A 12,565-nucleotide genomic window follows, 5' to 3' on the forward strand; every position below is an offset into this window, starting at 1 on the left:
TTTGTCTCTCCTCCCTGTCCTCCCTTGTGTTAGGCGGCCTCCACCGCGCGTGCGTGCTGTGCCAAGAGCGACCTGAACCGGGAGGGCGCCATGCCCTTCTGATCCAGAAAACGCCGATTGAAGTTCGAGATATTGTTGAAGCCTGCCGCAAAGCAGATATCGGTGATCGTCATCTCGGCCTTGCTCATGAGCAGATGGCAGGCGAAGTTGATACGCAGACGATTGACGTACTGAACCAGCGCCATGCCGGTATGGCGGCGAAAGCTGCGCGAAAAGGCGCTCGGGCTCTGGCCGGTCAATTCGGCCAGATCACACTCGCTGAACGGCTCGGTGAGGTGCGCATTGATGTAAGCCAGCGCCTGATTGACGCCCGCCGACATGAAGCCGGATGGGTCCGGCTGATAGCCGGCGCTGGCGAGCGTACGCGTGCCCTCGGCACAGCTCATCGCATCGAGAATATTCATGAAGAGTTCGATGCGGCAGATACCGGTTGCTTCCACCAGTTCGCCGAGGATCGGACCGACGATGGCCGCCGTTTCAGGCGTAAAGAGCGCACCGCGGCGGCTCGTCTCAAGAATACCGGCGCAGGCCGACAGTTCCGGAAAAACCTTGCTGGCATCGGCGAAGAAGGATTCGGAAAATTGCAGGACGCGGCAGCGCAGCGGCAGGGTGACACCGGCAGGCACGTCGCTCACCCAATTATGCGGGAGGTTCGGTCCTGTCAGCACTAGATTGCCGGGCTCGAACTCGCCGATAAAGTCGCCGATAAAATATTGACCCGTTGTCGCGACGACATGATGGATTTCGTATTCGGGATGGAAATGCCAACGCACCGTGCGGTAGGGATAGCCGTGCTCCCACGCTTTGAAGGATTCTCCGCTGCCGATCGCGACCACTTCCAAATCGGGATTCATCGGCAAACCTCCTTTCGTCCGTCCGCATTCGTTACGGCTACGGCGCCTCCTCCCAGAGGCCATCGCGTCTTCTATGTGGTAAATCTACCTCTCATAGGCGCCTGCCGCTACTACGCCTTGTACGCCCAACCGATACTTTTTTGACATCAAGGGTGGCCCGTTTGGTCAAATGTGCAGTGCGACATAGCAAGCCGCGTCGCGAGATCCGTATCAGCCTGAAAGCGGGATCAATCGAGATCGTCGCGAATACATGCCTTGAACTGCCCCGGCGCAATCTCCCGCAATTGCGGAACCGTCGTCGCGCAGGCCTCGAGCACGAAGGGACAGCGCGTGCGGAAGACGCAGCCACTCGGCGGATTTGCCGGGCTCGGAATATCGCCCTTCAGGATTTGCCGGTCGCGTCTACTGTCCGGGTCCGGTGAGGGAATGGCCGAGAGCAGCGCGCGGGTATAGGGGTGGCGTGGCCGGGCATACAGATCAGCGCTTGCAGCAATCTCCATGATCCGCCCGAGATAAAGCACAATGACGCGATCACAGAGATATTCGACCACCGCAAGATCATGAGAGATGAACAGCATGGTAAGCGCGAGACGCTGCTGTAGGCCGCGCAGCAGATTGATGACCTGCGCCTGAATGGAGACATCCAGTGCCGAAACGGGTTCGTCGGCGACCAGAAATTCCGGCCCGAGCGCAAGTGCGCGCGCAATACCGATCCGCTGGCGCTGGCCGCCTGAGAATTCATGGGCATAGCGATTGATCGCGTCCGCCGGCAAATCCACCTGTTCGAGCGCCGCGCGTGCCCGATCCAGCCGATCCATACGGCTGCCGATACGCTGGATCTTCAGCCCCTCGATCAGGATCTCGCCGATGGTCATGCGCGGCGACAGGCTGGCGAAGGGATCCTGAAAAATATACTGCATGCGCGGTCGCATGCGCCTCAGATCGCCGGCGCCGAGCATGGTCATTTCCGTGCCGTCGAAGCGCACGCTGCCGGCCGATGGCTCGATCAATCGCAGGATGGACCTGCCGATCGTCGTCTTGCCGCTGCCGGACTCTCCCACGAGCCCCACCACTTCGCCTTTTCCGATATCGAAGGAGATATCGCGAAGTATGGAAAGCCTTGCGCCGCGGGACACATAATTCTTGGCAAGATCGCGAACGGAGACAAGCGCTTCGGTCATCTAAATCTCCCGCCAGCGGATGCAGCGGCTCGCATGGCTTGCATCGACAGCATCGAGAGGCGGCACCGCCGCGCCGCAAGCCTGGATCGCGTGGGCGCAACGCGGCGCGAAAGCGCAGCCGGATGGCATTCGCGTCAGGCTCGGCACGACACCGGGAATAGCGTATAGCGGCTCGCCTGCCTGCCGCATCCGTGTCGCCTCGCCGAGCCGCGGCATGGAGGCCAAAAGGCCGCGCGTATAGGGATGCCTCGGATTGCGGAACACTGTTTCCGTCGGCCCTTCCTCGACAATCCGGCCGGCATACATGACGGCGACGCGATCGGCGATCTCTGCCACCACGCCGAGATTATGCGTGACGAAGAGGATCGCCATGCCGCGCTCCCGCTGCAGCCGCTGCAGGAGATCGAGGATCTGCGCCTGTATTGTGACGTCGAGCGCCGTCGTCGGCTCGTCAGCGATCAGCAGCACCGGATCGCAGGCAAGCGCCATGGCAATGGTCGCGCGCTGCCGCATGCCGCCGGATAGTTCATGCGGATATTGCCTGACGCGGCGTTGCGCATCGGGAATTCCGACGCTTTCCAACAGCGCGATCGCCTCACGCATCGCGGTAGCACGATCTGCCCGCCGATGAATGCGGATCGGCTCGGCAATCTGATCGCCGATTGTCAGCACTGGATTGAGGCTCGACATCGGCTCCTGGAATACCATGCCGATAGCGCCGCCGCGGATCTCACGCATATGGCTGTCGTCCAGCGTGGCGAGATCGCTGACGACGCCTTGCCTGTCCCGCAACCGAATGCTGCCAGCTGCGACCTTCCCGACATTGCGCGTCAGAAGCCGCATCACGGAAAGGCTCGTCACCGACTTGCCCGAACCGGACTCGCCGACCAGCGCCAGCGTCTCGCCCGCGTCGATGGTCAGGTCGATATCTCTGACAGCGGTCAACTCGCCGCCGCGGGTGCGGAAGACGGTCCTGAGCCCTCTGATATCGAGAACGGGTTGGGCAGCCGGCGCTATCATACCTACAGCAGCCCCGTATTCTTCAGGATCGCATCGATCCTGGCCGTTTCCTCCGCATTCAGTGCCGCGCGCGGGCGGGGCATGACAGCGGTATCGATGATGCCGAGGCTTTTCATCGCTGCCTTGAAGGCCCCGATGCCGGCGGCACCGCCGCTGACGCGGCCCTGCGCGACCCAGACGATCTCGAACAGGCGGCAAAGCCTTTCCTGCTCGCGCCGCGCCGCGGCCCAGTCGCCGCGCTGCGCGGCATCCCATAGCCGCACATAGCCATGTGGATCGACATTGGCGATACCGGGCACCACGCCATGCGCGCCCATCAGAAGCGCATTGTCGACGACGATTTCGGAGCCGGTCATCAGGAAGATATCCTTGTGATCGGCAAGATCGAGCAGCGCATAGCGGAAATTGCCGTCGTCGCCGCTGGAATCCTTTAGCCCGATGATGGTCCCTTCCTTGGCGAGTGTCACCACCGTCTGGCGCTGCAGCTTCACATGCACGCAGACCGGGATGTCATAGGCGACGAGCGGTACATCGACAGAATCTCTTATGCAGCGGAAGTGATCCAATATCTCTGACTGGCTGGTCACCGTATAGAACGGAGCGGTGACGACGACGGCGTCGGCGCCGGCCGCCTTGGCGATTTTCGAATGAGCGATCACGCGGTCTGTCGTGGGGTCGATGACACCGACCAGCAGCGGCACCCGCCCGTTCACGACCTTGGCGGAATGCTCGATGATCTCCCGCCGTGTCTTTTCGTCGTGGAAGACGACCTCGCTGGTGGAGCCCAGCACGAAGACGCCGTGGCAGCCGCCATCGATCAGATGCTCCAGCACCCTAGTATAGGATGCGTAATCCACAGTGAAATCGTCGTTCAGCGGCGTTACAACGGGAGGCACCACACCCTTGAATTTACTCATCGTCTCTTTCTTTCCTGGGTTCAATGAAGCTCGGCGCGCGGATCGAAGGCATCCCTCAGCCCGTCGCCGATGAAATTGATGGCAAGGACGGCAAGCACCAGAGCTGCGCCGGGAAACAGCCATTGCCACGGATATTGTTCGAGAACGGCTGTGGAGCGGGCCGCATTCAGCATATTGCCCCAGCTCGCCGCGGGCGGCGCAATGCCGAGACCGAGAAAGGAAAGCCCAGCCTCCAAGAGGATTGCATTGGCGACCTGCGTCGTGGCGTAGACAACCAGAATATCGATGCAGTTCGGCATGCCGTGGCGCAGCAGCAGGTGCGGCAGCCCTGCCCCCATGCCGCGCGCAGCGGTGACGAAATCGCGTTCGCGCAGTTCCAGCAGCCTGGAACGCACCATACGGGCCAGCAGCGGCCAGGAGAGCAGCGATATGACTGCTATCGTCGGCAAGATGCCCGTGCCGGTGATGGAGGCCAGCACCAGCAGGAAGATCACCGGCGGCAAGGTCATGACCAGATCGACGAAGCGCATGCTGAGCGCATCCGCCCAGCGGCCGGCAAAGGCAGACACGAAGCCGAACAGAAAACCGATGATGGCCGAAATGACGGTGGAACCTGCCGCGACCATCAGCGATATACGGCCGCCTTCGAGCGCTCTGGCAAAGACATCGCGCCCGACGCCGTCCGTTCCAAACCAGTGCGTCGCACTGGGCGGCGCGTTCATGGCCAGGAGATCGATGTCGTTGGGCTGGAATCGCCACCATAGCGGATAGGTGACGATCAGCAGCAGCAGCGGTACGGCAACGCAGACGCCGAAAAGGGCCGCCCCGTTCAGCCGGAAGCGATCGAATGCTCGGGCAAGTGGCCCATGGCTTGGTCGTTCGGTTCGCGCCAGCATCGCTCAGCCCACCTTGATGCGGGGATCGATCACTGCGTAGGCGAGATCGGTCAGCAGGTTGACGATGATGACGCAGGCGCCGATGACGAGCGTCGCCCCCATGATGACGGGATAATCGCGCGACGTGACCGCATCGACGAGAAGCAGGCCCATGCCCGGCCAGTTGAAGACACTTTCGACGAAGATCGCACCGCCGATGGCAAGACCTATGGTCGAGCCGATGACGGTTACGACAGGCAGGAGCGCATTGCGCAGGGCATGCTTGACGATAACCCAGAATTCGAACACGCCCTTGGCCCGCGCGGTGCGCACATAATCCTGATTGAGGACCTCCAGCAGCGAAGCGCGCATATAGCGCATGATGAGCGCGGCTTGCGCGATCGCCAGAAGCGAAGCCGGCAGGATAAGATGCCAAAGCAGGTCGCCGATGGAAAAGTCCTCGCCGGGCGTCAGCATGCCGCCCGAGGGCAGCCAGCCGAGACGCACCGCAAAAATATAAAGACCAAGAAGCGCGCTCAGAAAGGCAGGGCTCGATATGCCGGCAAGCGCCAGCACGGAGAGCGAGATATCCGTGACTGAATTGCGCCTGACGGCACCGATGACGCCTGCAGCAATGCCGGCGACGATCGCCATGATCAGGGCCGAGCCCATCAGCAGCACCGTCGGACCGATGCGAGACAGAACCAGCGTCAGAACAGGCTGATCCAGCCGCTTGACGGAATAGCCGAGATTGCCTTGCAGAGCCTGCTGCAACCAGCCGACATATTGCAGCGGCAGCGGCCGATCCAGCCCGAGGCGCTCACGCAAATCGGCCATCGCAGCGGGAGATAAAGGCGTGCTCGGGTCGATATAGGCATCGATCGGATCGCCCGGCGTCAACCGCAGCAACACAAAGACCAGTATGCTCAAGGCGACGAGCATGCCGATGCCGATTACAAGACGCCTGAGACCATAGTGCAGCATATCGAACCTGCGTTTCGCGGAATGCGCCAGCCACCGAGCCTGCAGCCGGCTCAAAACCTAGTTTGAGAGCTTCCACGCTTCCGGATGCGCGATGTATGGCCCGCCGCCCGGCGCCGGTGTCCAGATGAAATCCTTCACCTTGGACGAAACCACGCCATAGCGGTTCGCCACCCACATGGTCGCCCAGGGCAGATCCTTGTTCATGACCTTGCAGACATCCTGGTAGCGCTGATCACGCTTGCCGGCGTCCGTCTCGGCAATCGCCGCATCTAGCGCCTTGGTCAGATCGGGCATGCGTGCGCGCACCACATTGGCGCCCGCCGGCGGGATCTGCTTTTCGTTGAGCCCGGTGTTGATGTTGCTCGGATCGGGTCCGTTCTGAAGGCCCGCATAGACAAGCTGGAATTGCGATGCGTCGGCATTTGGGTTCAGCACGATGCCATTATACGTCGGCGCGTCGACGGCGCGCGGCACGACATTGATGCCGACCTGCGCCAGCATGGCCTGCATGGCCGCCAATACGTTCGTTGCAAGCGGCGTGTTATAATAGGTCAGCAAGGTGATCGGTTTGCTGCCGTTGATCTTGTCCCAGCCGGCCTCGTCGAGCAATTGTTTGGCTTTGGCCGGATCGTAGGGATAGGCTTCGATGCCGTCCGGAACCAACTGATTGGCGACATAAGCGCAATTGGCGGGCTTTGCCGCTCCGTCATAGAGGCTCTTGATGATCGCATCGCGATTGATGGCGTACATGACGGCCTGCCGGACGCGAAGATCCTTCCACAGTGGCGAATCCTGGTTGAAACCAAGATAATTGACGACGAAGGAATCGCCCTCGATGATCTTGAAGGACTTGTCGTCCTTGAAGGTCGGCACATCGTTGGAATCGACATAGGTGAACTGGATCTCGCCTGCCCGCAGCGCCGAGATCGCTGCCGCCGGATTGGCGAAATAGCGGTTGATCAGCCGATCGAGAACGGGTTTGCCGCCGCGATAGTCGGGATTGGCTGTCAGCTCGACATATTGATCCTGCACATATTTGACGAACTTGAACGGCCCCGTCCCAATCGGCGAGGTCGACCACCAAGTGCTCTTCGCAAGCTGATCGACGGGCACGGCGGCAAGCGCATGCTCAGGCAGCACCATGATCTTGGCCAGCGTATCAAGCAGGCTCGCGGAAGGCGCGAAAAGCTTGATGACAAGCGTATGGTCGTCCGGCGTCTCGACGAATGACAGGAGTTTAAAACGGGCGGCAAAGATCGAGCCGGTCTTGGCATTGGCCGCAAGATCGACGGTGAATTTGGCGTCCTTGGCCGTAAAAGGCTTGCCGTCATGCCACTTGGTATCGGCAAGCTTGAACGTATAGGTCAACTGATCCGGGCTCACCTCATAGGAGGACGCAAGCACACCGACGATCTTCTGCAGCTTTTCATCGTAGCTGACCAGCGGCTCAAAGTAGGTGCTGAGCCAGGTGAGACCGGCGGTTGCCGCCAGCGGATTGAAGTTGCCCTGGAAGCCGCCTGGGCCGACATCGAAGCCCCCGGACATGGTAGCGGCGGCGGCAGGTACTGCTAGGCCACCCAAGACGGGCATCGCAGTGGCCGATAGCAAAGCTGCCAACGCGATTGCAGGCAGATGAAAAGCTTTCCTCATGATGATCCTCCTCTCGTGGTTGCGATCGCTACTTCTTCTTGTTGTTGGCGATCACCTGCGAAATTCCCTCGTAATGACGGTCGAGGCGCATGCGCACCTCCTTGAGATTTCTGGATTCCAGCGCATCGACGATTGCCTCATGGTCACGCCAGGTGGCCATGGGATCGACATCGTCCAGATCGAAGAAGCGGGACGCTTTGTAGAAGGCAAGCCAGAAGACATCGATCAGCCGAACGAAGGTCTCGTTGCCCTGGCAGCGAAACAGCAGGCGATGAAAGAGCTGATCGTCTTCGGCAAAAGGTTCGCCGCGTTCGGCGTGAGCGCGCATGCGGTCGGTCGTGGCACGCAGTTCCACCAGGTCCTCCGGCCCGATCATGTCGAGCGTCTTGCCGATCAGGCCCACTTCGAGCGTGCGGCGGATTTCCAGCACTTCCTCCATATGCCGCAGCGCATCGCCGAGCCCGTAGGCGAGATTGTCGAGCAGCGGCGCGAAGGAGAATGCCTTGACGAATATGCCGATGCCGCGGCGCGTTTCCAATACACCGAGAGATTCCAGCGCCTTTATGCCTTCGCGTAGAGAGTTGCGGCTGACACCCAATTGCGCCGCGAGCTCGCCCTCCGCCGGCAGCATCGTGCCCGCCTCGAGACCGTTATCGGCAATATAGCTGCGCAAACTCTCCTGCACGGAGACATGCAGCAAGGGTGCGCGCGTCAAAGGCTGAATGACTTTTCCCACCATGACACCCAAGCTCCTCGGGACATGGCGTGCAACTTATTGACTTGTAGGATATCCGTCAAGTGGACAGGAAAATTGAAATCAAGCAACATCCATCGTCGTCCAATTTGATATCCGGAGGCTTCGGAAACGCAGGCGACGAAAAGGGTCGAGCCATGCCATGCCGAGAAAATCAGTCCGAGAAAGTCGGTTTGGCGATCTTCTTCTGATCGCCTCGTAGCCATCCGTTGCAAACTTTGCTCTGGTTCTCTAGCGACAGCAGGCCTCAATTTGTTGCGTGAGGCCCGTCCGCCTGCGGCAGACGAACAAGCTTGCCTTCCTCGGCCTTGTAGAAGTACTGACTCGCAATCAGCCATCCCTTCAACGGTCGCAATGGCGGAATGCAGGTCGCCAGCATGAAGGGGCCAGTCACCAGAAACTGCACCCACACTGGCGCCGAGAACGCCACCTCCAGCCAGACACCGAGAAGGACGCTCGGGATGCAGGCAAAGCAGATGACAAAGAAAGCCGGCCCATCGGCGGGATCTGCGAAGGAATAGTCGAGACCACACGCTTCGCATTGCTTGCGAAGGGTCAAGAATCCATCGAACAAACGCCCTTGCCCGCAACGCGGGCAACGACAACGAAGGCCGGCCTGCAGCGGGCTCAGCGGGGGATAATCGGCATCCATGACAGCATCACTCCTGAATCAATCTTCCAAGGGAAGGCAATCAATAATCATATTGCATGCATTCATTCTAAATATAATGAATGCATTCTATACGTCCATTCGGCAGAATGACGCAGTGGCAATTTCGGCAAATGAAGAGAATAGGCGCGGTAAGGAGCCTGCGCCGCTCCCATCAATAGCGATGTTGCGCCAGAAGACTAGAAAAAGGAGGCGGCCAATTCCGGCGGCCCCTGCAGCGCATGCGCCATGAAACTCAAGGCACCCTTCAAGGCCTCGCGGCCTATTGGGCCACCGAGACAAACGCGCACGGCCTCAGGTGCCACGCCGTCTACCGTGAATGCGTCGCTTGCAACAACGCCGATACCTGCATTGCGCATATGGCTGCCGAAGGTGGCACGCGTCCAGCCGTTACCCAGCGGCAGCCAGATGTTAAAGCTGATGGGGTCAGCCCGATAGCTGCCTGATGGCAATGTGTCAGCGACCATCTCCTGGCGGGCGGCGGCCTCCGTACGAATGAAACGCAGAATACCATCGGCAGTGCCATCTTCGATCCAGCGCGTCGCAAGCGCCATGTTGAGCGGCGACGCCATGACATTGTTGCTTCGCATCGCACTCACGAAGGGCCATATCGACCGGGTATCCGGCGCCACGACGAAGGCCAAACGCAACCCCGCACCGATGCACTTTGCCAATCCACCGATATGCCAGGTCAGATCCGGGGCGATTGCAGCCATTGGCGCTGGCGCATCCAGCGGAATGAAGCCATAGGCATCGTCCTCGATGATCGGCACACGATATTTGCGGGCAATTGCGGCAATCGCTTCGCGCCGCGCCTGCGGAATCGTCAGCGTCGTCGGATTTTGCAGTGTCGGGTTGAGGTAAAGCGCCTTCGGTCGCAGGCGCTCGCAGCTGTCTTCAAAAGCTTCCGGCAAGACACCTTCCTCATCCATCGCCAGGCCCGAGAGATTGAGCCGGAGCTGCGCCGCAATCGAACGCATGCCGGGATAGGTAATATTTTCCGAGAGAACGGTTTCGCCTGGCTTGGCCAAGAGGCCAAAGATCGCCAGCAAGGCCGGGTGCGCGCCGGGTGTTATGAAGATGCGCTCCTGTGTCGGGGTGAGGCCCCGGCGGCTGAGCCAGATTGCGGCGGCCTCCTTGTCCACAGCCAGGCCGCCAAATCCCTGATACCGCAGCAAGGGAATAAGATCGACCGCTACGGCCGACATGCCCTCCTGCATGCGGGCCAGAAGATCCGGATCGCTCGGTTCCGGCGGGAGATTCATCGAAAAATCGATCGCGGAGGCACGACGCGGATCGGAAGCGGCGTCGAGAGCAAAACTTCGGCGCTCCCTCTCCTGCCTGCCAGTCACGAACGTCCCGCGTCCGACATGGGAATCCACAAGCCCACGCTTCTGCGCCTCGACATAGCCGCGCGCAACGGTCGTAAAATCGATGCTGAGACGCTTGGCAAGCGCGCGTTGCGGCGGCAACCTGTCCCCGGCGGCAAGAACGCCGCTGCGCAAATCCATCTCGATCAAGTCGGCTATGGCAATGTAGCGGGGGCTGGAGGAGCGGCTGAGATCGGGATGCCAGTCTTTCATTTCATGCTCCGCACGAGACCAGACCTGAGCTGAAACTCCGGCCGGCATTGATGGCATATCATTGCATACAATTCCCGCTATGTGGAGCTATCTACCGCATTTTTCATCTCTAAGAAAACCAAATATCCCAATATTTTCGAGCCATGAATGCCTTGAACCAGCCGATACTCCCGTAATTGACGGCATGACAAAGCTGTTTGACCAACTCGGCAGTCATAAACCCAGGAACCTATATCCCGGTTATCGCCATTCGCTCTTGCGAGCGCGGCACGCCGGTTTTGGTCCGGCGTGCCGATCATATGGCAAAGTTCCATCAAGGATGGGACGCTCGCTCATTTTTCCTGAGTGAGCGCGGCTTTCGCTTTCGCTTGATCATCCACCAGTTCGTACCACATGGCGTTGAGGACAGCGAATGCTGCGGCCAGAGGGAAGCCGAGAAGCCAGGCAAAATACCACATGCGAAATCTCCTTGCAGATCAGTAGGCGTGGCCGCCCTTATCGTTCACCGTCGCCTCGTCAACCTTGCCCCACAGCACGCGATAAACCCATGCGGTGTAGGCAAGCACGCTCGGCAGAAAGATGACGGCGACGACGAGCATGATGAAGAGCGTCAGATGACTGGACGAAGCGTCCCAGACCGTGAGGCTGGAGCGCGGATCAAGTGAGGACGGCAAGATGAAGGGAAACATCGAGACGCCGACGGTTGAGATGATGCCGAAGATGGCAAGCTTGCTGAACAGCAGCACGGTCACTTCACGCCGCCCGAGCATGGCAAGCAAGGCCACTGCCGCACCCAGGAAACCGAGAGCCGGCGCGATCATCATCCATGGATGGCTGCCATAATTGGCAAGCCATGCGCCCGCGCTGTGTTCGACCGTCTTCAGAAGCGGATTGGATGGGCCTTCGACATCGATTGCACTGGCGATGCGATAGCCGTCTATGCCGATCCAAAGGAACAGGCCGCCGAGCGCGAAGAGCACGATCACAACCAGAGCCGCCACCGTGCCGAACCGACGCGCGCGTTCGGCGACAACTCCATCTGTCTTGACGAGAAGCCAGGCGGCGCCGTGCATGACGAGCATGGCAACCGACAGCAGACCACAGAGGAGTGCATATGGATTCAGAAGCGCGAAGAAGGAGCCTTCGTAGAAGATGCGCATATCGTCGTCGAACCGGAACGGCACGCCCTGCAGCACGTTACCGACCGCTACGCCGAAGATCAGCGATGGAACGAAACCGCCAACGAACAAGGCCCAGTCCCAGCCCGCCTTCCAGCCGGCGCTATCGCGCTTGGAACGGTATTTGAACGCAACCGGCCGCAGGATCAGCGCCAACAGGATGGCGAACATGGCGAGGTAGAAGCCGGAGAAGGACACGGCATAGAGCGGTGGCCAGGCGGCGAAGATGGCGCCGCCGCCAAGGATCAGCCAGACCTGATTTCCCTCCCAAGTCGCGCCGATCGAATTGATGGCGATGCGTCGCTCCGTATCCGTCTTTGCGACGAAGGGAAGGAGCGTGCCGACGCCGAGGTCGAAGCCGTCGGTGACGGCAAAACCGATCAAAAGCACGCCGAGAAGCAGCCACCAGATGATGCGCAGGGTCTCATAATCGATCAATTCATGCAGGATCATGGCAGGTCACTCCGCAGCCGGAACGAGGTTTTCGGAAATCAGCTTGGCCTCCGGCTCGTCATCCGCTTCGGGGCCATTGCGGATCGCCTTGATCATCAGCATCATCTCGATGACGATGAGGATGGTGTAGAGCGCGGCAAAACCGAGGATGGTGAGAAGCACGGTGCCGGCGCCAAGATTGGAGACGGCCGCCGCCGTCGGCAGCACGCCTTCGATGATCCATGGCTGACGGCCGAATTCCGCAACGACCCAGCCAAGCTCGATGGCGACCCAGGGCAGCGGAATGGCGAAGACCGCGATCCTCAGCAGCAGCGGATAGCGATCCAGTTTCCGGCGAGCCGAGAGCAAGAAGAAGACCGTCATCAGCAGGATGAAGAACATCCCAA

Annotated in this window: 13 protein-coding genes; all 13 read right to left on the bottom strand. The window is 60.2% G+C overall.

The features are described 5' to 3' along the window. Window positions 1-29: 29 nt before the first annotated feature. Window positions 30-914, bottom strand: a complete 885-nt coding sequence (locus JJQ51_RS28795; protein WP_269245580.1) for an AraC family transcriptional regulator — start codon at window positions 912-914, stop codon at window positions 30-32. Window positions 915-1,141: 227 nt separating this feature from the next. Beyond that, complete coding sequence (locus JJQ51_RS28800; RefSeq protein ID WP_113351092.1) at window positions 1,142-2,095, bottom strand: ABC transporter ATP-binding protein; 954 nt, start codon at window positions 2,093-2,095, stop codon at window positions 1,142-1,144. Next, entirely contained in the window at window positions 2,096-3,115 is a 1,020-nt protein-coding gene (locus JJQ51_RS28805; protein WP_371864936.1) for an ABC transporter ATP-binding protein, read from the bottom strand. A gap of 2 nt (window positions 3,116-3,117) precedes the next feature. Further along, complete coding sequence (locus JJQ51_RS28810; protein ID WP_113351091.1) at window positions 3,118-4,032, bottom strand: dihydrodipicolinate synthase family protein; 915 nt, start codon at window positions 4,030-4,032, stop codon at window positions 3,118-3,120. 20 nt (window positions 4,033-4,052) lie between these two features. Then, window positions 4,053-4,928 carry an ABC transporter permease gene (locus JJQ51_RS28815; RefSeq protein WP_113351090.1) on the bottom strand — a complete coding sequence of 292 codons (876 nt, stop codon included), beginning with the start codon at window positions 4,926-4,928 and terminating at the stop codon, window positions 4,053-4,055. A gap of 3 nt (window positions 4,929-4,931) precedes the next feature. After that, entirely contained in the window at window positions 4,932-5,891 is a 960-nt protein-coding gene (locus JJQ51_RS28820; RefSeq protein ID WP_113351194.1) for an ABC transporter permease, read from the bottom strand. A gap of 57 nt (window positions 5,892-5,948) precedes the next feature. Next, window positions 5,949-7,481, bottom strand: a complete 1,533-nt coding sequence (locus JJQ51_RS28825; protein WP_371864946.1) for an ABC transporter substrate-binding protein — start codon at window positions 7,479-7,481, stop codon at window positions 5,949-5,951. Window positions 7,482-7,569: 88 nt separating this feature from the next. Then, window positions 7,570-8,280 (bottom strand): FadR/GntR family transcriptional regulator, encoded by a 711-nt coding sequence (locus JJQ51_RS28830; RefSeq protein WP_113351088.1) that lies wholly within the window; start codon window positions 8,278-8,280, stop codon window positions 7,570-7,572. Between the two features lie 262 nt (window positions 8,281-8,542). Beyond that, complete coding sequence (locus tag JJQ51_RS28835) at window positions 8,543-8,947, bottom strand: DUF983 domain-containing protein (RefSeq protein ID WP_145634122.1); 405 nt, start codon at window positions 8,945-8,947, stop codon at window positions 8,543-8,545. A gap of 197 nt (window positions 8,948-9,144) precedes the next feature. Beyond that, entirely contained in the window at window positions 9,145-10,548 is a 1,404-nt protein-coding gene (locus JJQ51_RS28840) for an aminotransferase-like domain-containing protein (protein ID WP_113351086.1), read from the bottom strand. Window positions 10,549-10,880: 332 nt separating this feature from the next. After that, complete coding sequence (cydX, locus tag JJQ51_RS28845; protein WP_113390170.1) at window positions 10,881-11,006, bottom strand: cytochrome bd-I oxidase subunit CydX; 126 nt, start codon at window positions 11,004-11,006, stop codon at window positions 10,881-10,883. Between the two features lie 18 nt (window positions 11,007-11,024). Beyond that, on the bottom strand, window positions 11,025-12,179 hold the full coding sequence (gene cydB / locus JJQ51_RS28850) for a cytochrome d ubiquinol oxidase subunit II (protein ID WP_269245581.1): 1,155 nt from the start codon (window positions 12,177-12,179) through the stop codon (window positions 11,025-11,027). Between the two features lie 6 nt (window positions 12,180-12,185). Beyond that, window positions 12,186-12,565, bottom strand: a 380-nt coding sequence (locus JJQ51_RS28855; RefSeq protein ID WP_269245582.1) for a cytochrome ubiquinol oxidase subunit I, incomplete at its 5' end; no start/stop codon positions are given.

This window comes from Rhizobium sp. AG207R (assembly GCF_027109195.1).
Taxonomy (GTDB): domain Bacteria; phylum Pseudomonadota; class Alphaproteobacteria; order Rhizobiales; family Rhizobiaceae; genus Rhizobium; species Rhizobium dioscoreae.

What these genes read in the sequence shown, in the direction of transcription:
- JJQ51_RS28795 (WP_269245580.1), bottom strand. Translation starts at nt 914, where the DNA reads ATGAATCCCGATTTGGAAGTGGTCGCGATCGGCAGCGGAGAATCCTTC.
- JJQ51_RS28800 (WP_113351092.1), bottom strand. Translation starts at nt 2,095, where the DNA reads ATGACCGAAGCGCTTGTCTCCGTTCGCGATCTTGCCAAGAATTATGTG.
- JJQ51_RS28805 (WP_371864936.1), bottom strand. Translation starts at nt 3,115, where the DNA reads ATGATAGCGCCGGCTGCCCAACCCGTTCTCGATATCAGAGGGCTCAGG.
- JJQ51_RS28810 (WP_113351091.1), bottom strand. Translation starts at nt 4,032, where the DNA reads ATGAGTAAATTCAAGGGTGTGGTGCCTCCCGTTGTAACGCCGCTGAAC.
- JJQ51_RS28815 (WP_113351090.1), bottom strand. Translation starts at nt 4,928, where the DNA reads ATGCTGGCGCGAACCGAACGACCAAGCCATGGGCCACTTGCCCGAGCA.
- JJQ51_RS28820 (WP_113351194.1), bottom strand. Translation starts at nt 5,891, where the DNA reads ATGCTGCACTATGGTCTCAGGCGTCTTGTAATCGGCATCGGCATGCTC.
- JJQ51_RS28825 (WP_371864946.1), bottom strand. Translation starts at nt 7,481, where the DNA reads ATGCCCGTCTTGGGTGGCCTAGCAGTACCTGCCGCCGCCGCTACCATG.
- JJQ51_RS28830 (WP_113351088.1), bottom strand. Translation starts at nt 8,280, where the DNA reads ATGGTGGGAAAAGTCATTCAGCCTTTGACGCGCGCACCCTTGCTGCAT.
- JJQ51_RS28835 (WP_145634122.1), bottom strand. Translation starts at nt 8,947, where the DNA reads ATGGATGCCGATTATCCCCCGCTGAGCCCGCTGCAGGCCGGCCTTCGT.
- JJQ51_RS28840 (WP_113351086.1), bottom strand. Translation starts at nt 10,548, where the DNA reads ATGAAAGACTGGCATCCCGATCTCAGCCGCTCCTCCAGCCCCCGCTAC.
- cydX (WP_113390170.1), bottom strand. Translation starts at nt 11,006, where the DNA reads ATGTGGTATTTTGCCTGGCTTCTCGGCTTCCCTCTGGCCGCAGCATTC.
- cydB (WP_269245581.1), bottom strand. Translation starts at nt 12,179, where the DNA reads ATGATCCTGCATGAATTGATCGATTATGAGACCCTGCGCATCATCTGG.